The 21,821-nt window shown below is 73.3% G+C and carries 16 protein-coding genes; 7 read left to right on the forward strand and 9 right to left on the reverse strand.

What is annotated here, in order from left to right; translation table 11 throughout:
• Window position 1 precedes the first annotated feature (1 nt).
• From ABZS58_RS33915 to ABZS58_RS33935, 5 genes are all read right to left on the reverse strand, one after another.
• Window positions 2–1,336, reverse strand: a complete 1,335-nt coding sequence (locus tag ABZS58_RS33915) for a PASTA domain-containing protein (protein ID WP_354787333.1) — start codon at window positions 1,334–1,336, stop codon at window positions 2–4.
• 84 nt (window positions 1,337–1,420) lie between these two features.
• Complete coding sequence (metK, locus tag ABZS58_RS33920) at window positions 1,421–2,614, reverse strand: methionine adenosyltransferase (protein ID WP_354787334.1); 1,194 nt, start codon at window positions 2,612–2,614, stop codon at window positions 1,421–1,423.
• A gap of 45 nt (window positions 2,615–2,659) precedes the next feature.
• Window positions 2,660–3,661: a beta-ketoacyl-ACP synthase 3 gene (locus tag ABZS58_RS33925; RefSeq protein WP_354787335.1), complete on the reverse strand. Its 1,002-nt coding sequence runs from the start codon at window positions 3,659–3,661 to the stop codon at window positions 2,660–2,662.
• Window positions 3,662–3,699: 38 nt separating this feature from the next.
• A complete protein-coding gene (locus ABZS58_RS33930; RefSeq protein ID WP_354787363.1) occupies window positions 3,700–4,371 on the reverse strand; it encodes a PadR family transcriptional regulator in 672 nt (223 codons plus the stop codon).
• 93 nt (window positions 4,372–4,464) lie between these two features.
• Window positions 4,465–5,754 (reverse strand): MFS transporter, encoded by a 1,290-nt coding sequence (locus ABZS58_RS33935; protein ID WP_354787336.1) that lies wholly within the window; start codon window positions 5,752–5,754, stop codon window positions 4,465–4,467.
• Window positions 5,755–6,190: 436 nt separating this feature from the next.
• Here ABZS58_RS33935 and ABZS58_RS33940 point away from each other — a divergent pair, with 436 nt between their 5' ends.
• Complete coding sequence (locus tag ABZS58_RS33940; protein ID WP_354787337.1) at window positions 6,191–7,894, forward strand: carbamoyltransferase N-terminal domain-containing protein; 1,704 nt, start codon at window positions 6,191–6,193, stop codon at window positions 7,892–7,894.
• Window positions 7,891–8,163 carry a hypothetical protein gene (locus ABZS58_RS33945; protein WP_354787338.1) on the forward strand — a complete coding sequence of 91 codons (273 nt, stop codon included), beginning with the start codon at window positions 7,891–7,893 and terminating at the stop codon, window positions 8,161–8,163. The genes ABZS58_RS33940 and ABZS58_RS33945 overlap by 4 nt, the downstream gene beginning before the upstream one ends.
• 70 nt (window positions 8,164–8,233) lie before the next feature.
• Here the strand turns inward: ABZS58_RS33945 and ABZS58_RS33950 are convergent, their stop codons facing one another.
• The 4 genes from ABZS58_RS33950 to ABZS58_RS33965 are packed head-to-tail and all read right to left on the reverse strand — an operon-like array spanning window position 8,234 to window position 13,252.
• Entirely contained in the window at window positions 8,234–8,431 is a 198-nt protein-coding gene (locus ABZS58_RS33950; RefSeq protein WP_354787339.1) for an MbtH family NRPS accessory protein, read from the reverse strand.
• A gap of 14 nt (window positions 8,432–8,445) precedes the next feature.
• Window positions 8,446–11,019 carry an amino acid adenylation domain-containing protein gene (locus ABZS58_RS33955; protein ID WP_354787340.1) on the reverse strand — a complete coding sequence of 858 codons (2,574 nt, stop codon included), beginning with the start codon at window positions 11,017–11,019 and terminating at the stop codon, window positions 8,446–8,448.
• Entirely contained in the window at window positions 11,019–11,816 is a 798-nt protein-coding gene (locus tag ABZS58_RS33960; RefSeq protein ID WP_354787341.1) for an aspartate/glutamate racemase family protein, read from the reverse strand. Before ABZS58_RS33960 ends, ABZS58_RS33955 begins: the two co-directional genes overlap by 1 nt.
• Window positions 11,795–13,252 carry an NDP-hexose 2,3-dehydratase family protein gene (locus ABZS58_RS33965; RefSeq protein ID WP_354787342.1) on the reverse strand — a complete coding sequence of 486 codons (1,458 nt, stop codon included), beginning with the start codon at window positions 13,250–13,252 and terminating at the stop codon, window positions 11,795–11,797. Before ABZS58_RS33965 ends, ABZS58_RS33960 begins: the two co-directional genes overlap by 22 nt.
• A 242-nt stretch (window positions 13,253–13,494) precedes the next feature.
• Here ABZS58_RS33965 and ABZS58_RS33970 point away from each other — a divergent pair, with 242 nt between their 5' ends.
• From ABZS58_RS33970 to ABZS58_RS33990, 5 genes are read left to right on the forward strand one after another with little or no spacing between them, the layout of a single operon-like run.
• Complete coding sequence (locus ABZS58_RS33970; protein ID WP_354787343.1) at window positions 13,495–16,554, forward strand: non-ribosomal peptide synthetase; 3,060 nt, start codon at window positions 13,495–13,497, stop codon at window positions 16,552–16,554.
• A 35-nt stretch (window positions 16,555–16,589) separates the two neighbouring features.
• Window positions 16,590–17,081 (forward strand): hypothetical protein, encoded by a 492-nt coding sequence (locus tag ABZS58_RS33975; RefSeq protein WP_354787344.1) that lies wholly within the window; start codon window positions 16,590–16,592, stop codon window positions 17,079–17,081.
• Window positions 17,078–20,101 (forward strand): non-ribosomal peptide synthetase, encoded by a 3,024-nt coding sequence (locus tag ABZS58_RS33980; RefSeq protein WP_354787345.1) that lies wholly within the window; start codon window positions 17,078–17,080, stop codon window positions 20,099–20,101. The genes ABZS58_RS33975 and ABZS58_RS33980 overlap by 4 nt, the downstream gene beginning before the upstream one ends.
• Window positions 20,085–20,978, forward strand: a complete 894-nt coding sequence (locus ABZS58_RS33985; RefSeq protein WP_354787346.1) for an ABC transporter ATP-binding protein — start codon at window positions 20,085–20,087, stop codon at window positions 20,976–20,978. The genes ABZS58_RS33980 and ABZS58_RS33985 overlap by 17 nt, the downstream gene beginning before the upstream one ends.
• Window positions 20,975–21,820, forward strand: a complete 846-nt coding sequence (locus ABZS58_RS33990) for an ABC transporter permease (RefSeq protein ID WP_354787347.1) — start codon at window positions 20,975–20,977, stop codon at window positions 21,818–21,820. Before ABZS58_RS33985 ends, ABZS58_RS33990 begins: the two co-directional genes overlap by 4 nt.
• Window position 21,821: the final 1 nt, after the last annotated feature.

Here is a 21,821-nt window from a genome sequence, read left to right on the forward strand (position 1 = left end):
CTCAGCTCTTGCACCCCGACGAGCCGGTCGGTTCGCCGTACTTGACGACCTCCACGGTGACCCGGGTGTCCTTCGCCGCGGCCGTGCCGGCCTTCGGGGACTGCGCCACGACCAGCCAGTTTCGGTCCAGGACCTGCCGCCGTCCCTGCGAGGTGTGGTCCTTGGAGGTGCTGGGGTAGCCGGCGGTCTTGAGCTTGTCCTGCGCCTCCTGCAGGTTCATGCACATGACGTCGGGCACCGTGCCGCTGTCCCCGGCGCCGCCCTCGCCGTCCGACGGCTTGCGCACGCGCAGGGTGAGCTCGGTGTTGGCGTGCACGGTCGTGCCCTCGGCCGGGGCCTGCGCCGTGACGACCCAGTTCTTCGGGTCCAGGACCCTGCGGTCCTGGCCGGTGTCGTCGACGAGGTGGACGTTGCGCAGGCCCAGCTCGTTGAGTCTGGTCTGCGCGTCGGGCAGGCGGCTGCCCTTCAGGCCGGGCATCTTCGCGTCGAACTGTGAGGCCTTCGGCGCGGCCTTGTTGCTCCAGTCGTGCTGCAGCGGGTGCAGGGCGCAGGACGCGAACGTGCTCAGGGTCAGGCAGCCGTTCGAGTCGAACTTGACGATGCCCCAGGTGATCGCGGCGAGCGCCACCCACTCGAAGACCCCGCCGAGCAGCTGCGCGCCGACGAGCCGGCCGCCCGCGCCGAGCATGAACGGCGGGTCGGCGACGACCGGATACGCGACCCCGGCGGCCCGGTGCTCGACGACCAGGCGGACGGTGCCGCCGTGCACCTCGTAGTGCGACGGGACGAGCTTGCCTTTGGCGTCGTACGCCCACGAGGGCGGGACCGCGCCGACGGTCTTGTCCTTCGAGCGCAGCACGACGCCGCCATGGGCGAGCTGCGCGGTGGCGCCGGAGACGGTGGTGTCGAACGACGTCGGCGCGCCGGCGTCCTTGACGACGTAGAAGATGCGCGCCGCCTCCGGGGCGAGGACCTGCTCGGCGACGTCGGTGCCGGGCACGGCGTCACGGAAGACGACGACGCCCTTCGCCGCGGTGCCGCCGCTGCCCTTCCCCGTGCTGCGGGCGGTGAGCGTGACACCGCCGTCGCGCAGGACGACGCCCTGGCCGAGGTCGTCGGTGACGCGCGAGGACGTCGAGCGCTGCGAGACCGACAGGCTGTGCTCGTCGGCCTTGACCGGCCGGTCGCCGGACTGGTCGAGCACACCGGCGAAACTCCGTGGTGGCTTCGCATACGCCGGGACGCCGGTGGTCGCCTCACCCTTCTCGGGGGTGCAACCGGCGAGCGCCAAGCACAGGGCAACGGTCAGGAATCGACGTATCTCGCTGCGACCCATGAACGCAGTGTGCCTGACGCCCGCCACACACGGCTACAGCGTGCGCACGTACGGGTGGTGTCTTCTGGTGAAAGCACCAGACCCTCAGGACGTGGCGGCCGCCTTCAGCGCGTCGGCCCGCTCGGTGCTCTCCCACGTGAACTGCGGCAGCTCCCGGCCGAAGTGCCCGTAGGCGGCGGACTCGCGGTAGATCGGCCGCAGCAGGTCCAGGTCCCGCACGATCGCGGCCGGCCGTAGGTCGAACACCTGCCGGATGGCGGCCTCGATCCGCTCGACCGGGACGGTCTCCGTACCGAACGTCTCCACGAACGTACTCACCGGCTGGGCGGTGCCGATGGCGTAAGCGACCTGCACCTCGCAGCGCTCGGCCAGCCCGGCGGCCACGACGTTCTTGGCGACCCAGCGCATCGCGTACGCCGCGGACCGGTCGACCTTCGACGGGTCCTTACCGGAGAACGCGCCGCCGCCGTGCCGGGCGTAGCCGCCGTACGTGTCGACGATGATCTTGCGGCCGGTCAGGCCCGCGTCGCCCATCGGCCCGCCGACCTCGAAGCGGCCGGTCGGGTTGACCAGCAGGCGGTAACCCTCGTGGTCAAGGCCCAGCGACCGCAGCTCCGGGTCGACGACGTTGGCCTTGATCTCCGGGGTGAGCAGCCCGCCGAGGTCGACGTCGGCGGCGTGCTGGGTGGACACCACGATCGTGTCGACCCGCACGGGACGGTGCCCGTCGTATTCGATGGTGACCTGCGTCTTGCCGTCGGGTCGCAGGTACGGCATCGTGCCGTCCTTGCGCACCGCGACCAGGCGCCGGGCGAGCCGGTGCGCCAGGGCGATCGGCAGCGGCATCAGCTCCGGCGTCTCCGTGCACGCGAAGCCGAACATCATGCCCTGGTCGCCGGCGCCCTGACCGTCGAGCTCGTCGCCGGTGTCGCCGGTCCGCCGCTCCAGGGCCGTGTCGACGCCCTGCGCGATGTCGGGCGACTGCGCGTCCAGGGAGACGCTGACGCCGCAGGAGGCGCCGTCGAAGCCCTTCACGGACGAGTCGTAGCCGATGCCGAGGATGACGTCCCGCACGATCGCCGGGATGTCGGCGTATCCCGACGTGGTCACCTCACCCGCGAGGTGGACCTGGCCGGTGGTGATGAGGGTCTCGACCGCGACCCGGCTGCGCGGGTCCTGGGCGAGCAGCGCGTCGAGGACGCCGTCGCTGATCTGGTCGGCGATCTTGTCCGGGTGTCCTTCGGTGACCGACTCGGACGTGAACAGTCGTCTGGTCATGCAATCTCCTTGGGAGGGGACCGACAAATGTGAGGTGCCGGGGGGTCAGGAGGGCAGTTCGACGACGAGGGCCGCATAGGACAGCCCGGCGCCGAAGCCGGTCAGCAGGGCGGGCCCTGCCGGGGGAGCCGCGTCGCCGGTCAGCATGGCGTGCAGCGCGAGCGGGATCGACGCCGCCGACGTGTTGCCGGCCGACACCACGTCCCGGGCGACCCGCACGGAGTCGGGCAGCTTCAGCGCGGACGCGAGCTTGTCGACGATGCGCAGGTTGGCCTGGTGCGGCACGAACGCGGCCAGATCGGTCACGTCGAGCCCGGCCGCGTCGACGGCGGCGCGGGCGGTCGGCGCCACCTGCTGGATCGCCCAGCGGAACACCTCCTGCCCGGCCATCCGCATGGTCGGCCAGAAGTCCGGCTTGTCACGGACCGCGAGCCAGGAGTCGGTGTGTGCGATGAGGCCGCTGCGGGCACCGTCGGAGCCCCAGATGACCGGCCCGATGCCCGGACTGGTGCCGGGACCGACGAGCACGGCGCCGGCGCCGTCACCGAACAGGAAGGCGGTGGAGCGGTCCCGCGGGTCGATGATGTCGGTCATCCGTTCCGCGCCGATGATCAGCGTGTACCCCGCGGTGCCGGCCCGCACGAGCGCGTCGGCGACGGCGAGACCGTGGCAGAACCCGGAGCAGGCGGCGCCGACGTCGAGCGCGGCGGCGGCCACGGCGCCGGCGCGGTGCGCGATCTCCGGCGCGATCGGCGGCGACTGCTGCAGGTTGGACATCGACGCGACGATCACCGTGTCGACCCGCTCGGCGGGGACCCCGGCGAACGCGAGGGCGTCCTTGGCGGCGGCGGCCGCCATGCTCGCGATGGTCTCGTCCGGCCGCGCGTGGCGGCGCGACACGATCCCGGACCGTTGCCGGATCCACTCGTCGGAGGAGTCGATCGGCCCGCAGACCTCGTCGTTGCTCACCACTCGGTCGGGCCGGTAGGCGCCGATCCCGAGCAGCCGGGTGCCACCCGGAGGACGGCTGGTAAGGACGACAGGCATGCGGCTCCTCGGTTCCTACGGACGGCTGGTGCGGCGGGTCAAGCCGGCGCGGTTGCGCGGTTGCCCGCCGTGGGGCTGGGCCGCGGGCGGGGATCATGACCCGCTCGCGTACCCTCCAGTGTGTCCGGTGCCGCCTCGCCGAGCACGGCGGGTGCGTGCTGCGGCAGATCAGCGTCGTGCACGCCCATCCCGTCCTCGATGCGGTCGGCGATCTCCACGCACCAGTCCGCCTCGCACTCGAACCACCGCAGGGCCCGCTCCAGCTGCCAGTCGACGTGCTCGGGGCGGCAGACGGCGCCGTCGTCGAGGTCGCGGCGCTGCTGCTCGGCGAACGACCAGAGGATCCCGGCGCGGGTGCGCAGGGCCCGGACCGCCTCGGCGCGGGGCAGCGACGGCAGGAACGACAGCGCCGACAGGAACGGGTCACTGGGCAGCTGATACTGCCACCAGTACCGCCGCAGCAGCACCCGGAACTCCCGCACCCCGGCGGGGGTGGTCCGGTAGGTGGTGCGCTCGGGCCGTCCGCCGTTGCGCTCCGTCTCCACCGGCTCCAGCAGACCCTCCTGGGTGAGCTTGCGCAGCGCGTGGTAAACCGATCCCGCGGGGACGCTCATCGCTGGTCTTCCGTCGTACGCCAGCAGGCCGCGGCGGATGTCATGACCGTGCACGGGCTGGAGCGATGACACCAGGCCGAGCACCATGAGTCGCATGGTCGACACCGGCGGAGCATAGCCAGCGAGGTGCCCCGTCCGACGGGATTCCGGGACAGACCACACAACGTGTGGCATGACGCCAGACTGTGATCATCTGCCGGCGGGAGTGACGTGCTTCGCCCTCAGCGGGGTGAGCAGCCCGGCCGCGACCACCGCCAGGAACGATACTCCCACCGCGATCAGCGGCCCGTGCACCCCCACGGTCGCCACCGCTGCGGTGAGCACCAGAGCACCGACCGGTCCGAACGCGTGGTGGACCATCCAGAACCCGGCGGTCACCCGGCCGAGCAGGTGATCGGGGGTCACGGTCTGGCGCAGCGAGGCCGAGCTGATCGCGGCCATCGTCTCCCCGAACGCGAACGCCACCGCCGCGACCAGCACCACCACCAGGTTGAACACCAGCCCCGCGGCGAGGATGGCGACCCCGCACGCGAGGTACGCGGCCAGCCACGCCGGGCCGAACCCCATCCGGCGGCGGACCGCGGGGGTGATCACCGCGGCCACGATCGAGCCGACGCTGGCCGCGCCGAGCAGGCCGCCGACGATCCGGTCGCCCTGCCCGAGGTCGTGCCGCACGTAGTAGATGAAGACGTCGACCAGGCCCAGGCTGAGGAAGGTCACCGGGGTGTACAGCAGGGTGATGGCCCGCAGCACCGGCGTCCGCCACAGGAACCGCACCCCGACGGCCAGGTCCCGCCACACGGCTCCCGGCCTGGTGGCCGCCGCGGGCTCGCCCGTCGCCGGGTCCAGGGCCGGCTCGCCGGTCGCCGGGCGCAGCCGGATCAGCAGCAGCCCCACCACGGACACGCCGAACGTCGCGGCGTCCACGGCGATCGCGGTCACCGGCCCGGCCAGCCCGGCGATCAGCCCGGCCGCCATCGGCCCGAGCACGTACCCGGCGCCGTAGGTCGCCTGCAGCCGGCTGTTCGCGGCGGTGATCTGCTCCCGCGCGACGATGTTCGGCACCGCCGCGGAGCAGGCCACGTCGAAGACCATCTGGAACACGGCCGCCGCCGCGATCACCGGATACAGCAGCCAGACGTGCTCGCCGGCCGTCCACCACACCGCCGGCACGGTCGCGTACAGCAGCAGCCGGGCGAGGTCGCACCAGATCATCAGCAGCCGCCGGTCGACCCGGTCGACGAGGACGCCCGCGAACAGGCCGCTGGCGACGGTGCCGGCCCCGGCGAGGCCGGTGATCAGCCCCATCTGCGCCACCGAACCGGTCGCGTGCAGCACCAGCAGCGGGATCGCGACGAGCGAGAAGGAACTGCCGAGCGTCGACAGGGCCTGCACGGTCCAGAAGATGCCGAAGGTGCGGTTGCGCCGCAGCGGCACCGGCTCCGCCGGCTGGTGCAGGTCGATTCCAGGCAGGGTCATCGGCGAGCCACAGTCCGTCCCCCCTCGGCAGCTGTCGGGGGCCGACGATACCGCTGCCGCGGGCCGGTCAGGGCCTTCCGCGGCGCCGCGGGGGACCGGACTGGCGATTCGCCTAGTGCTCCCGCCGGCGTCTTGAGCGGGGGCGGCGGGCTGCGGTCTGATGACGGCAACGTGTTCCCGCCGGGCCGGGGTGACGCCCCGGCGGGACACGAGGGTGCCAGGCCGGTCACCTGCCGCGTGCGGTGGCCGGCCGAGCCGTGCCGCTCCTCGCCGGTCGGCGCCCCGCCCCGAGCCACGCCGGTCGGCGCCGGCCCACCCCGTGGCTTAGCAATTTCCCAAGCTCGGAGCCGGTCCAATGGTCAGCGTCGGCGGTGCCGCACGCCGGGCGAACTTTCCCAGACGACACGCACCGAGCGGCACGGCACAGGAGGCCTACGTGATCACAGCCGGGCTCAAATTCACCCAGAGCGGCGGGATCGCCCTGATCGACGGCGACCGGCTCGAGTTCAACATCGAGATGCAGAAGCTCGACAACAACTCCCGATACAGCAACTTCGACGACCTGCAGCTGGTGCCCCGGATCCTCGCCGACTACGGCTACAAGACGTCCGACGTGGACCACTGGGTCGTCGACGGCTGGGACGGCGCCCACAACGGCCAGATCAAGGTGCAGACCGTCGCCGGGACCGTCGACCTCACCGTCGCGCCCTACCGGGAGACGCCCGCGGTGCCCGACCCGGGGCGCCCCGCCCACCGCGGTGAGCTCAACATCGACGGCACAGTGCGGCCGTTCACCAGCTTCGTGCACGTCGCCAGCCACCTGTCGGTCGCCTACAGCACCAGCCCGTTCGCCGTCCGGCAGGAGCCGTCGATGGTGCTCGTCTGGGACGGCGGCTGCTTCCCCCGGCTGTACTGCGTGGACGGCCAGGGCCGCATCGAGCCCGGCGGTGAGGTCTTCCCGCTGATCGGCCACACGTATTCGATGGCGTCGCAGCACTGGGGTCCCTACGCGCGGCGGGACAAGTCCCGCAACGTCGACGACCTGTCGGTGGCCGGCAAGCTGATGGCGTACATCGCCTACGGCAAGCCGAACGACGCCGTGAAGGGCATCCTCGCCGAGCGGTTCCGCGAGCACTTCGAGGCCGACACCGAGCGGGTCCGCGAGTACCGCGCGGCCATCATCGGCTGCGGCAGCAACGGCGAGCCGTCGCACGGCTACGTCCACGCGTTCCTGACCGACGTCGCCGCCGACGTCGAGCGCATCGGCGTCGGCGACGACGACGTGCTCGCCACCGTCCACGCGTTCCTCGAGGAACTGCTGATGGAGCGGGTCACGGCGAAGATCCGGGCGTGGAAGGGCGACGCGCCCTGGAACCTGTGCTTCGCCGGCGGCTGCGCGTTGAACATCAAGTGGAACAGCGCGTTGCGCGGCCACCCGATGATCCGTGCCATGTGGGTGCCGCCGTTCCCGGACGACTCGGGCTCGGCGATCGGGACCGCGTGCGCGCACCTCGGCGTCACCGGGGGACTGCGCGCCATCGACTGGCACGTGCGCTCCGGCCCGCGCCTGCAGCCGACGCCGCAGATCCCGGCCGGCTGGTCCGCGTCCCCGTGCACGCCGGCGGAGCTGGGCCGGCTGCTGCACACGACCGGTGCGCCGGTGGTGGTCCTCAACGGTCGCGCCGAGCTCGGCCCGCGCGCCCTCGGCGGCCGCAGCATCCTCGCCGCCCCGGTCGACGCGGCGATGAAGGACAAGCTCAACGACATCAAGCGGCGCGAGCCGTTCCGCCCGGTGGCGCCGATCTGCCTGGAGGAGCACGCCCCGGAGATCTTCTCGCCGGGCACCCCCGACCCGTACATGCTGTTCGAGCACGATGTGCGGCCCGCGTGGGTCGACCGCATCCCGGCCGTGCTGCACCTGGACGGCACCGCCCGGCTGCAGACCGTCAGCCCGGCGCAGGACCCCGACCTCACCGAGATCCTGCGGGCGTACCACAAGGTCAGCGGCGTCCCGGTGCTGTGCAACACGAGTGCCAACTTCAACGGCAGCGGCTTCTTCCCCGACGTCGCCACCGCGATCGGCTGGGACAAGGTCGACATGGTGTGGGAAGAGGGCACGCTGTACCGGCGGGCCACGTGACCGCGCCGCCCGCGCTCCTGCCGGCGGTGCCGTCGCCGGACTCCATGGAATCCCTGGACTCCCTGGGCTCCTTGGACGATGCGGCCCTGCGCCACGTCGCCCAGCTCCTGGACGAGTTGCGCGGCCTCGTGCAGGTCGCCAGGTGCAGCGGCACCGCCGGGCGGATCGGCCGGATCGAGGACGCCCTCGCGCAGGCGCGCGCTGTGTCCGCGACGCTGCGCACCGCCCTGATCAGTGCCCGGGACCGATCCGTCACCCCCTCGGACTGACCGCACCGGCGCACGACGAAAGGGCCGGCACCCCCCCGACCTCCGGGTGGTGCCGGCCCTTTCGGCGTGCTCAGGCGGTGCGTGCTGCCACGGACTCGCGCAGGCTCCGCGGCCGCAGGTCGGTCCACACCTCGCCGATGCGGGCGAGGCAGGCGGCGCGGGTGCCGATCGTGCCCTCGTCGCGCCAGCCCGGAGGGTTCATCATGTCCGAGGGCATGATGGAGTACTGCTCCTCGTCGTTGCGCACGACCCGGAACGCGTCGTTCATCTCGGGGATCCTCCTCAGACCGCCGCGACGGCGGCGTCGTCTTCCACGGTTGCGGTCAGCTCGGCGATCAGCGCCGCCTCCACCACCGCGGCGAACGCGCCGGCGGTCTGGTGGTCGAGGACCGCGCGGACCGGCACGTCGATCTCCAGGGTCGCCTTCATGCGGGCGATGAGCTGGGTGATGAGCAGTGAGTGCCCGCCGAGGTCGAAGAAGTTGTCGTCGAGGCCGACCTGGTCGACCTCGAGCAGCTCCGCCCAGGTCGCGGCGATCGCCTTCTCCGCCGCCGTCGACGGCGCCACGTACGGGGGCCGGGCCGGCCCGTCGTCGCCGGGCTCGGGCAGGGCCCGCCGGTCCAGTTTGCCGTTGGCGGTCACCGGCAGCTCGTCGAGGGTGATCACGTGCGCCGGCACCATGTACGCGGGCAGCAGGGTGGCGACGTGCTCGCGGACGTCGCGCGGGTCCGGGTAGACGCCCGGCTCCGGCACCACGTAGGCGACGAGCTGCGCACCGGCGCGGGCGCCGTGGACGGTGGCGACGGCGGTCGCGATCCCGGGCAGCGTCGCCAGGGCCGCCTCGACCTCGCCGAGCTCGATGCGGAAGCCGCGGACCTTGACCTGCTGGTCCTGCCGGCCGAGGAACTCGATGGTGCCGTCCGCCCAGTACCTGGCCCGGTCGCCGGTGCGGTAGAGCCGCGCGCCGGGCCGCCCCGACAGGTGGTCGGGGACGAACTTCGCCGCGGTGAGCTCGGCGTCGCCGTGGTAGCCGAGCGCCAGGCAGTCGCCGCCGATGTACAGGTCGCCGGGGGCGCCGACCGGTGCGGGGCGCAGCGCGGCGTCCAGCACGTAGTAGTGGGCGTTGGCGATCGGGCGGCCGTAGGGCACGCTCGTCCACGCCGGGTCGACGGTGCCGACGGGGAACGAGTTGGACCAGATCGCGGCCTCGGTCGCCCCGCCCAGCGCGACGACCTCGCAGCCGGGGAACGCGCCGCGGACGGCGTCCGGCAGGGTCAGCGGCACCCAGTCGCCGCTGAGGAACACCAGGCGCAGCCGGCTCTCGGAGCTCGCCGAGCGCAGCGCGAACAGCGGCTCCAGCTGCTGCAGGGCGGCCGGCGCGGAGTCCCAGAAGGTGATCGGCTCACTGTCCAGGATGGACAGCAGCCGTTGCGGGTCGCGCACCTCGGCGTCGGAGGCGACCCGGATGCTGCCGCCTGCGGCGAGGACGCCGAACACGTCGTACACCGACAGATCGAAACCCAGCGAGGTGATGAACAGGACCCGGTCGGCGGGGCCCATCGCCTGCGTCTCGTTGACCCAGTCGATGAGGTTGACCACCGGGGCGTGCGTCAGCACGACACCCTTGGGGGTGCCGGTCGAGCCGGACGTGAAGATGACGTAGGCGACGTCGGTGTCGCGGGCCCTTCGCGGCGCGGCCTGGGTCTCCGCCATGCCCCAGCTCTCGACGGGGCCGAGACCGGGCGCTCCGAGCCACAGCACCTCACGGACGGTCGGCACCGCCTCGGTGACGGCGTGCACGGTCGCCAGCGCACCGGGATCGGTCAGCACCACCGGCACCCGCAGCGTCTGCAGCAGGCCCCGGATGCGCTCCACCGGCTGCGCCGGGTCGACGGGGGTGTAGGCGGCGCCGGCCTTCAGCACGCCGAGCAGCGCCACGACCGTCTGCACCGTCCGGGACAGGTGCAGGGCGACATGGTCGCCGGGGCCGACCCCGGCCGCGGCCAGGCGGCGCGCGAGGCGGCCGGCGGCGGCGTCGAGCTCCGCGTAGGTCAGCCGGTCGGCGCCCTGGAGCACGGCGACCGCGTCGGGTGTCACGGCGGCCTGCCGCTCGAACAGCTCGTGGATGCAGCGGCCGGGCTCGCGGGCGGTGTCCGTGGCGTTCCACTGCCGGATCGCGCGGTGCTGCTCGAACCCTGACTGCGGGCCGACGTCCCGCAGCCGCGCGGTGACCGGCGCGGCGGCGATCGCGGCGAGGAGCTGGCTGGCGTGCACCAGCAGCAGCCGCACGTCGGCCTCGGTGAGCAGGTCGGCGGGCGCGCTCAGCCGCAGCCGCGCACCCTCGCCGTCCAGGTCGACCTGCAGCTGCACCAGGTCGGCCGGATCCGGGACGGGGGCGCCGCAGCGCACGAGGGTGTCATACAGCGGGGCGTCGTCGGGGACCCCGGACGCGTCGGCGAGCTGGTCCGCGGGGAGCCCGGCGTGCCGGACATTGGTGGTGTACTGCTCGGCCGCGTCGCGCAGGTGTGCCGACAGCAGCCGCGCCGGGACGGGCCGGACCCGCACCGGCACCGCGTCGGTGGTGTCGCCGTCGACGAGCACGCCGTGCACGACGTCGTCGGTGCCGGACCGCACGGCCAGCAGCAGGCCCCACGCGGCCACGACCACGTCCTGCACGCGCACGCCGGTGCGGTCCGCGACGGTGGTGAGCGCGGCGGTCTGCGCGGGGTCCCAGCCGATCGTCGCGGCGTGCACCGTCCCGGCGGGCCGGTGCGCTGAGCGCTGCGGCGTCAGCCTGGTCGGCTCCTCGAAGTCCTGCAGGAGGTCCCGCCAGTATTGCGAAGCGGTGGGCAACATCAGTCAGTCTCCTCGTCGTCCGTCAGTTTCCTCAGGCCGGTGGCGATGCCGAGCAGGGGATCGAGCACGACCGGGCCCCCGCCGTGCGTCCGCGCCCAGCGGGTGACCAGGTGCATCTCGGTGCAGCCGGCGACGACGCCCTGGCAGTCGAAGCGGTCCGCCAGGCGCTGGAACCGTTGCGCCAGCGCGGCGCTGACCGGTTCGCGTTTCAGCCGGTAGAGCAGGTAGTGGATCTCGTCCTGGGCGTCCGGCGGTGGCAGCACGACCCGGTCCGCGACCGCCGCCCAGTGCGGCGAACGCTCGAAGGTGCGCACCTTGCGGGTGCCGGTCGTGGCCAGCATCAGGAAGCGTCCCTCACCGGCCACGTCCAGCTCGGCGAAGACCGCGTCGACGACGGAGATCAGCCGGTCCCGCAGGTCCGGGGCGAGCCGGTCGACCAGGTGGTGGGCGGTGACGCAGGTCATCACCACCCGGGTCGCGCCGAGCCGCACGAGGGCCTCGATGCGGTCGGAGACCAGCCGGGTCAGCTCCTCGGTGCGGCCGGACAGGATAGCCTCGGTCCGGTCCGGCATCGCCGGGTCCGAGTCGAGCAGGCAGCGCGGCAGCTGCTGCTCCGCCGCCGGCGCGACCTGCTCGACCGCGACCTCGTAGACGGTCTGCAGGAAGGCCGCCGAGGCGAGCGGCCCCATGCCCCCGAGGATGCCGAGGACGGCGGGTGCCGCCTTCACCACAGGGTGTGCAGGACCCTCGAAGACGCCCGGGACCGCGGGTTCCTTCACCACAGGGTGTGCAGGCACGCGAGGAGGCTGCGGGCCTCGACGTTGAGGCAGTTGCCGAAGCGCAGCAGCGTCATCAGCTGGTGGACGGTGAGCCACATGAAGTTCGGCGGCGGTGTCGCCGGGAACGTGTCCTCGACCTCGATGATCTGGTAGCGGTTGAGGGCGTGCAGGAAGCGGCCGCCCTCCTCCGACAGCCACGTGTCGAAGCGGATCTGCCGCTGCGGCGCGTCCAGCACGTAGTCCAGGAACTGGGGCCGGTGCGCGGTCGGCAGCGTCCGGAACGTCTGCGGCGTGCAGTGCAGCGTCGGCGCGGCCTCCACGATGTCCAGCGCGCCGGCGGCCGGCCGGGCCTGCAGCAGCACGTGCAGCACGCCGTCGATCCGCCGGACCAGGAACACCAGCCGTCCCGGCGCCGCGGGGCGCAGCAGCGGCTGCATCCAGGCGCCGACCTCGCGGTCCCTGGCCCGCACGTCGACGCCGACGATGCTGAAGTAGCCGCCGTTGACGTGGGAGATCTCGTCTGCGCCGCGGTGCCAGCCGGCGGTGTCCAGCAGCGGGATGCGGCGCTGGGTCAGCTCGAAGCGGGCCTTGTTCTCCGTCAGCCAGCTGATCGCGTCGGTCACCGTGTGCACGGTCGACGCCTCCGGGTCCAAGGAGCGGATCAGCGCGGCGCGGAACGGGTCCTCGCCGCCGGTGCCCTCGGTGCCGCTGGGCCGGGCGAACGGCATGATGGACAGCACGGTCCGGGCGTCCATGTTGACGACGTCGTCCAGCCGCAGCAGCTCCTGCACCTGGCCGACGGTCATCCAGCAGAAGCCGGGCAGGACCTCGACGTCGTCCTCGGCCTCCACGACGATGTTGCGGTTGCGCTTGTGCAGGAACCAGCCGCCCTGCTCCGACTGCAGCGAGTCGGCGACGACCCGCCCGCGCCGGGGCGCGACGAAGTGTTCCAGGTAGGGGATCGCCCGGCCCTGGTGCACCCGCATGTAGTTGCTGCGGGTCGCCTGGACGGTCGGGGACAGCTGCACCAGGTTGCGGTTGCCGGGCTCCATCTTGGCCTGCATCAGGCAGTGCAGGACGCCGTCGAACTCCTTGACCAGGATGCCGAGGATGCCGATCTCGCGCTGCACGATGATCGGCTGCGTCCACGTCGGCACCCGGAACGGCCGCAGGCCGACCTCGAGGCCCTCGATGGTGAAGAACCGTCCACTGTGGTGCACCAGGTTGCCGGTGTCGTCGGCGAAGCGCCAGCCCTGCAGCTTGTCGAAGGGGACGCGTTCCACGGCGTACGCCTGCAGTTCCCGCTGCTCGGCCAGCCACTGCAGGCACTGCTCGGCGGTCAGGAAGCGGCCCTCGGCGTTCGCCGACGCGGTGAACCGCTCGGCGAGCGACTGGCCGCCGCCGGCTCCGGCGTGGTCCCGGCTCCGGTCAAGCAGTGAAGATAGTCGATTCATGCGCCACCTCCTGGGCCCGCGGCCGCACGGCTGCAGGGCATGGGCGCGGCGACCGGCTCCACCACGCCGATCGCACGCTACGACGAAGGCGGTGGCATGGCAGCGGATGCACAGCACTACTGGTCGTCTTCACAGTCTTGACCCCGCATCCGGGCCTGCTCTAAGGAATCCACCAGCTCGGACGGTGTTAGAAACGGACGGAACCGGCGGCGCGGCGGACCGAGGCGAGGACTGTGATGAGCATGAAGGTTCCCAGCGCGACCGACGGGGAGCCCGCCCGGGGACGCCTGCGGTCAGCGGGTCGCCGGGGCCGCACGGCGCGGAAGCCGGTGTCCGCCAGCGACCGGTGGTGGCTCGCGCACCCCGACACGATCTCGCCGGTCATCCAGACCGTCGTCGAAGGCGCCGGGTCGATCGACGCCGACGCCCTGCGGGCCGCCGTCACCACGGTCGCCGCAGCCTGCCCCGACACGGCACTGCGGTACACCCGCAAGGCATGGCTCGCCGGCGGCACCCCGCCGCGGGTCCGGGTGGTCGAGGGCCGCACCGACGGGATCGGCGTCGCCGGAGTCGACGCGCTGCACGACCCGCTGCCGACGCCCGACGGCGCCTGGTGCGAGGTGCTGTACTGCCCCGGCGACCCGGCCGCCGTCGTGTTCCGCGCCTCCCACGCCGTCATGGACTGGCCCGGGATGGCGCTGTGGATCGCCGACGTGTTCCGGGCGCTGCGCGGCGAGGCGCCGCTCGGCGCCCCCGACGACCTCACCGAGGACGACATCTTCGACCGCTTCCCGGCGCCGGCGGAGAAGCCGCCCAACCCGAAGATCGAGTGGACGTCGCCCCTCGGCCAGCCGGCCGGCCCGAAGCGCACCGCCTGGGCCCGGCGCACCGTCGACGGCTACCACCGCGGTCTCGTCGCGCAGGTCGCCGCCGCGCTCACCACCGCCTACGAGCTGCCCGCGGCCCGCTTCGCCGTCGCGTTCGACATGCGCCGGCACGTGCCCGGCGTCCGCAGCACCGGCAACCTGTCGCAGGTCGAGCTGTTCGACTGCACCGCCGGCGAGCCGTGGGAGGCGTTCCACGAGCGGGTCCTCACCGCGATGGCCGAGGGCCGTGAGGTCAGCGGGCGCATCGACTCGGGGCTGCTGAAGCTGCCCCGGCCGATCCTGCGGACGCTGGTCAGGACGATGGAGAAGAGCCCGCCGGACAAGCGCCGCTACGCCTCCGCCACCGTCCTGGCGCACCTCGGCCGGATCGAGCCCGGGTCGCTGTGCACCGACGGGTTCGAGGCGCGCACCCTGTACCCGGTGCCGCTGCTCACCGCGGCGAGCCCACCCGACCTCAACCTGGTGGAGTGCGGTGGCCGCACCGAGCTGACCCTGACGTGGCGCGACGGCGACGGCGCGGCCGAACGGATGGGCGCGGTCCTCGACGCCGTCGCCGAGGCACTGTCGCCGCAGCAGGCCCGCCGCTGGGACGCCAACGCGACCGCCACGCCCGCGAACCCGGCGACCGTCGTGGAGCGCCTGCGGCAGGTCGTCGCGCGGCGGCCGGACGCCGAGGCGGTGCGCTGGCCGGACGGTTCGCTGACCTTCGCCGACCTCGACGCCCGCTCCGAGGTGGTCGCGGCCCGGCTGCTGGAGCTCGGCACCGGCCGCGGCGACGTGGTCGGGCTGCTCACCGACCGGTCGATGTGGGCGGTCGTCGGCATGTGGGGCGCGCTGAAGGCCGGTGCCGCCTACCTGCCGCTGGACGTACAGCACCCCGACGCCCGCCTGGCCGGCCTGCTCACCGACGCCGGCGCGCGGGTCTGCCTGGTCCAGGACGACTACGCCGAGCGGTCCGTCGCCGGCCCCGGCTGCACCGTCGTGCTGCTCGGCGAGCTGGCCACCGACGGGGTCCCGGCGGTCGGCGTCACCCCGGCGCCCGGCGACCTGGCGTACGTCATCTACACGTCCGGCTCGACCGGCCGGCCGAAGGGCGTGGAGATCGAGCACGCCGCCCTCGCCAACTACGTCGACTGGACCACCACCCGGTTCGGCTGCGGCCCGGACACCGCCTTCGCCGTGTTCACCTCCCTCGCGTTCGACCTGTCCAACACCGCACTGTTCACGCCGATGCTGGCCGGCGGCACGCTGGTGCTCGTCCCGGACGAGCCGAACCACCTCACGCTGCGGCACCTCCTGGAGCACTCGGGCGCCGACACGCTGTCGCTGACCCCGTCGCACCTGGACCTCATCGGCCAGCTCGACCTGCACCCGGCCGGGTTCACGACCCTGGTCGTCGTCGGTGAGCAGCTGCGCTCCCCGGTCGCCGCGCGGGCCCGGGCGATGTTCGGACCCGGATGCCGCGTCCTCAACATGTACGGGCCGACGGAGGCGACCGTCGGGCTCACCCTGCACGAGTGCACCGCCGCCGACGACGCGGCCCCGGCGGTGCCGATCGGCGTGCCCATGGACAACTGCACCATCCACCTGCTCGACCCGCAGCGCCGGTTCGTCGCCGTGGGGGAGAGCGGCGAGATGTACCTCGGCGGCGCCCAGCTGGCCCGCGGCTACCGCAACCGCCCCGATCTCACCCGCGAACGGTTCGTGCACCTCGCCGACGGCACCAGGGTCTACCGCACCGGCGACCTCGCCAAGGTGCGCCCCGACGGCGAGCTGGAGTTCATCGGCCGCGCCGACGACCAGGTCAAGGTCAACGGCTACCGGATCGAGCCGGCCGAGATCGCCCACGTGCTGCAGCGGCACCCGGCGGTGCAGGCCGCCGTCGTCGTCGCGCGGACCCGGGCCGGCGCCGAGCACAAGCAGCTGTACGGCTACGTGGTCCTCAAGCCCGGCGCGGAGGCCGCGGACTGGGACGCGTTCCTCGGCGGGCACCTGCCGCGGTACATGGTGCCGAGCGCGACGACGGTCATCGACGCCGTGCCGCACAACGCCAACGGCAAGGTCGACGTCGCCGCGCTGCCCGACCCGCACGCCGGCACCGCCGTGACCGCCCCGGTGGCGGCGGGCACCGGCGACGAGGTGCGGTCGGCCGTCGCCCGCGTCTGGGCCACGACGCTCAGCCTCGACCCGGCCCGCCTCGACGCCGCCGCCGACTTCCACCACCTCGGCGGCAACTCCGTGCAGCTGCTGGCGATGCTCGCCGGCGTGTGCAGCGACGTCGTCGGCGCCGGCGCCGAGCGGGCGTTCATGGCGGAGCTCGGCAGCATCATCCGCGAACCGACCCTCGAACGGGTCAGCGACATCGCCCGCCAGGCCCGAGACGGGGCACCGGTGGCGGTGCCCGCCGCCGGCTGACCGATCCACCCATCAGCACGACCCGGGGAGGCACCATGACCACACTGACGCTCAGCCGTGACAACGCCAGGGGTGCCTACGTACTCACCGGGCCCGACGGGACCGTCCTCGGCTCCCTCGCCGCCGACCGCCGCGTGCGCCACGGCGAGATCGTCACCGCGGCGGGCACCACCGCCGTGCACAGCAGCGGCATGCGCCGCCGATCGGCGTGCGCCGGCCCCGAGCAGGCGCCGGTGCTGCGCCTGGACACGACCGCCGCCGTGGTCCCCGGCCTGCCGGGTGCGCGGTGGGAGGTGACCCGCGACCGCAGCCGCTTCACCGGCGTGCTGACCGGCACCGGGGTACAGGTCGTCGTCACCGTCCCCGCCGGCGGCAGCGGGCCGCTGCAGGCCGAGGTGCAGGGCGAGTTCCCTGGCTGGGACCTGGCCGTGCTCACCGCGGCCTTCGCGTTGCTGGCCCGCCGCCACGCCGACACCATGTTCACCGCCGCGCTGGTCAGCGTCGCCACCGGCGGAGCCGGCCGATGACGGCGGACCTCCGCGAACCCGTGACGGCACCCGCGGACACCACCTACCGGCGGGCGGTGTCCGCCACCGACTGGTGGTTCGTCGCGCACCCGCGCCGCATCCCGCCCGTCATCCAGACCGTCGTCGAAGGCGCCGGGACCCTCGACGTCGCCGGGCTGACCGCCGCCGTCGAGGCGGCCGGGGCGGCGAACCCCGGCACCCGGCTGCGACGGGAAGGCCAGTGGTGGGTCGACTCCGGTCGCGCTCCAGGTGTACGGGTGATCGACGGCCACCGTGGCCCGGTCGCGGAGCTCGCCGCGCTGCACGACCCGCTGCCGACCGCCGGCGGCGCCTGGTGCGAGGTGCTGTGGTGCCCCGGCGACCGGCCGGCGCTGGTGTTCCGCGCCTCCCACGCCGTCATGGACGGCAAGGGCAAGTCGATGTGGATCGCCGACGTGTTCCGCGCCCTGCGCGGCGAGCCGCTGCTCGGCGCCACCGGCACCATCACCGACGGCGACGTCTTCGACCGGCTCGGCATCACCAACGCCGAGAGCAAGCCCGACGTGTGGTTCCCGTCGCCGCTCGGTCGTCCCGGCCGGGGAGGACACCGCACGGTCTGGGCCCGGCGCACCGTCGACGGCTACCACCCGGCGCTGACCGCGAAGGTCGCGACCGCGCTGCGCGACGCGTACAGCCTGGACACGGCCCGCTTCGCGGTCGCCTTCGACCTGCGCCGGCACGCCCCGCAGACCCGCACCACCGGCAACCTGCTGCAGACGGAGCTCTTCGACGTCACGGCCGGTGAGCCGTGGGAGGCGCTGCACGAGCGGCTGCTCGCCGCGATGGCCGAGAGCCGCGAGGTCACCTGGCGGCTGGATCCCAACCTGCTCAAGATGCCCGTCCCCGCGCTGCGGACCCTGATCCGCTTCATGGAGGCGGGCCGCAAGGACAAGCACGCGTCCGCGACGGTGCTGTCCCACCTTGGCCGCGCCGACCTCGCCGAGCACTCCACCGGCACGTTCGAGGCGCGGACCGCCTACCTGCTGCCACTGCTCGCCGCGGTCAGCTCGCCGGAGGTCAACTCGGTGGAGTGCGGCGGCCGCACCGAACTGACCCTCACCTGGCGGGACGGCCCAGGCGTCCGGGAACGGATGGAAGCGGCCCTGGACGCCGTCGCGTCGGCTCTGACACCGCGCGCCGCACAGAGCGCGGTGCCGGCCGCCGCCCCGGCCTGGACCGTCGTGGACCGGTTCGCCGAGGTGGTCAAGGCCCGCCCGGACGCGGTGGCGCTGCGCTGGCCGGGCGGGTCGACGACGTTCGCGGAGCTCGACGCCCGCTCCGACGTGGTCGCGGCCCGGCTGCTGGAGCTCGGCGCCGGCCGCGGCGCGGTGGTCGGCCTCCTCGCCGACCGTTCCATGTGGACGGTCACGGGACTGTGGGGGGTGCTGAAGGCCGGCGCGGCGTATCTGCCGCTGGACGCCGGGCACCCGGACGCCCGCATCGCCGCCCTCCTCGACGATGCCGGGGCGAACGTGTGCCTGGTGCGCGCCGGCGACGCGACGCGGACCCCGGACGGCTGCACCGCCGTCGTGCTCGACGACCTGCCGGCCGGCGGCGCCGAACCGTTCGCGTCCGAACCGTCGGGCGACGACCTGGCGTACGTCATCTACACGTCCGGCTCGACCGGCGCTCCGAAGGGCGTCGAGATCGAGCACGCCGCCCTCGCCAACTACGTCGACTGGACCCGCCGGGTCCTCGCCGTCGACGAGGACACCCACTTCGCGCTGTTCACCTCGCCCGCCTTCGACCTGCCGAACACGGCGCTGTTCTCCTCGACCCTCGCGGGCGGCACCCTGGTGCTGATCCCCGACGAGCCGAGCCACGTCACGCTGCGGCACCTGCTGGAGGAGTCCGGCGCCAACGCGCTGAAGCTCACCCCGTCGCACCTGGACCTGATCGGCCGGCTCGACGTCACGCCGGCCGGCTTCCGCCTGCTGGTCGTCGGCGGCGAGCCGCTGCGTCCCGCCGTCGCCGCCAGGGCACGCGCCCAGTTCGGGCCGGCCACACGCCTGTTCAACCACTACGGACCGACCGAGGCGACCGTCGGCTGCGTCGTGCACCCGTATCACGCCGGCCGCTACGACTCGGCGACCGTGCCGATCGGGCGGCCCGCCGCGAACTGCACCGTCCACGTCCTGGCCGCCGACCGGCGCCCGGTCGCCGAGGGTGACGTCGGCGAGCTGCACATCGGCGGCGCCCAGCTGGCCCGCGGCTACCGGGGCCGGCCCGACCTCACCCGCGAGCGGTTCGTGCACCTCGCCGACGGCACCCGCGTCTACCGCACCGGCGACCTCGGCCGGGTCCTTCCCAGCGGCGAGATCGAGTGCCTCGGCCGGGCCGACGACCAGGTCAAGGTCGCCGGCTACCGGGTCGAGCCGGCCGAGGTCGCCGCGGCCCTGGAGGCGCACCCGGAGGTTCGGCGCGCCGTGGTCGTGGCCCGCGCCGCGTCGTCCGGCGGCGGCAAGGTCCTGTGCGGCTACGTCGCCGCGGACCCCGGCACCAGCACGGACGAGCTGCGGGCCTTCCTGTCGGCGTCGCTGCCGCGGTACATGCTGCCGGCCTCCATCGAACGGGTGGACGCGTTCCCGCAGACACCCAACGGCAAGATCGACCTGTCGGCGCTCCCGGATCCGGTCCTCGGCGATGCCCTGGCCACCGATGAGGCCACCGATGAGGCCGCCGATGACGGCGACGAGGTCAGGGAAGCGGTTGCGAAGGTCTGGGCGCGGGTGCTGGACGTGGACGCCGGACGGCTCGACGGCGGCGCCGACTTCCACCAGCTCGGCGGCGACTCCGTGCTGCTGCTCGCCATGCTCGCCGGCGTGTGCGGCGACGTCGTCGGCGCCGGACGCGAGGCCGCCTTCATGACCCAGCTCGGCCGGATCATCCGCCGGCCGACGCTCGACGGCGTCAGTGACGTCGCCCGCGAGACGCTCCGCACCACCACAGATGAGGGGGACCACCATGCGGCCGCTCGGTGACGACACCGGCCCGGCGATCGAAGTCCGCGGGCTGCGCAAGCTGTACGGCCAGACGGTCGCGCTGCACGACATCGACTTCGAGGTCCGCGGCGGCGAGATCTTCGCCGTGCTCGGACCCAACGGCGCCGGCAAGACCACGACCGTGGAGATCCTGGAGGGGTTCCGGCCACGCGACGGCGGCACCGTCAAGGTCCTCGGCGAGGACCCGTTCCGGGCCAACGAGGAATGGCGCGCCCGCATCGGCGTCGTGCTGCAGACCACGGGCGAGTTCGAGGACCTCAACGTGCGGGAGGTGGTGCGGCACTTCGCCCGCTACTACCCCGACGCGCAGGACCCCGACGAGCTCATCGACCGGGTCGGGCTGACCGAGAAGCGCAACGCCCGTGCCTCGAAGCTCTCCGGCGGCCAGCAGCGCCGCCTCGACGTGGCGCTCGGCATCATCGGCCGGCCCGAGGTGCTGTTCCTGGACGAGCCGACGACGGGCTTCGACCCGCAGAGCCGCCGCGACTTCTGGCAGCTGATCCGGGACCTGGCCGACGGCGGCACCACGATCGTGCTGACCACGCACTACCTGGAGGAGGCGGAGCACCTCGCTGACCGGGTCGCGGTCATCGTCGGCGGCCGCATCCTCGACATCGGCGTGCCGCAGACCCTCGGCGGCCGCGACACCGAGGCGACCGTCGTGTCGTGGACGGGCCCCGACGGCCCGGAGACCGTGCACACGACCACGCCCACGAAGTTCGCCGCGGACCTGCACGCCAGGCTCGGCGGGGAGGCGCCCGGGCTGACCGTGCACCGGCCCAGCCTCGAGGACGTCTACCTGCAGATGATCGGCGCCGACACCGCCGCCGCCAGTGCGACCACGGAGGAACGATGACCGCCCTGACCGTCGCACCGGCCCGGCGCCTTCCGCGCGCCCGGCTGCGGCGCATCGCATCGCTCGGCCTGTACCGCGGCCAGCTGGAGCTGCTGCAGTTCTTCCGCGGCACCGAGACCGTCGTGTTCTCCCTGCTGTTCCCGGTCTTCGCGCTGGTCATCTTCAGCTCGATGTTCGACGGCGAGATCGCGCCCGGCGTCACCTACAGCGACTACCTGGTGCCCGGCATCATCGCGACGGGGCTCATGGTCACCGGCTTCCAGACCCTGGCGATCTCGATCGCGATCGAGCGGGACCGCGGCGGGCTGAAGCGGATCGCCGCCACGCCGATGCCACGCTCGGCGTACTTCATCGGCAAGGTCATCATGGTGCTGGTCACCAGCGTCGTGGAGACCGTCGTGCTCGTCGCCGTGTCGGTCCTGCTGTACGGCACGCACCTGCCCGGCACCGCCGACGCGTGGCTCACCTTCGGCTGGGTCAGCCTCCTCGGGGTCACGGCCTGCGCGCTCTGCGGGATCGCGTTGTCGTCGCTGCCCCGCAACAGCCGGTCCGCGCCCGCGGTCGTCGCGCCGTTCGCGTTCGTGCTGCAGTTCATCTCCGGTGCCGCGCTCGTCTTCACCGACCTGCCGCCGTGGCTGCAGTGGGTGGCGTCGGTGTTCCCGCTGAAGTGGATGTGCCAGGGCCTGCGGTCGGTGTTCCTGCCCGACAGCTACGCCGCCCACGAGGCCGCGCACAGCTGGCAGCTCGGCTGGGTCGCGGTCGCGCTCATCACGTGGGTCGTCCTCGGCACGGTCCTGTGCCTGGTCACGTTCCGGTGGACCAAGACGCGGGACGGTGGCTGAG

Origin of the sequence: Dactylosporangium sp. NPDC005555, from assembly GCF_040605635.1 — a bacterium.
Classification (GTDB): Bacteria; Actinomycetota; Actinomycetes; order Mycobacteriales; family Micromonosporaceae; genus Dactylosporangium.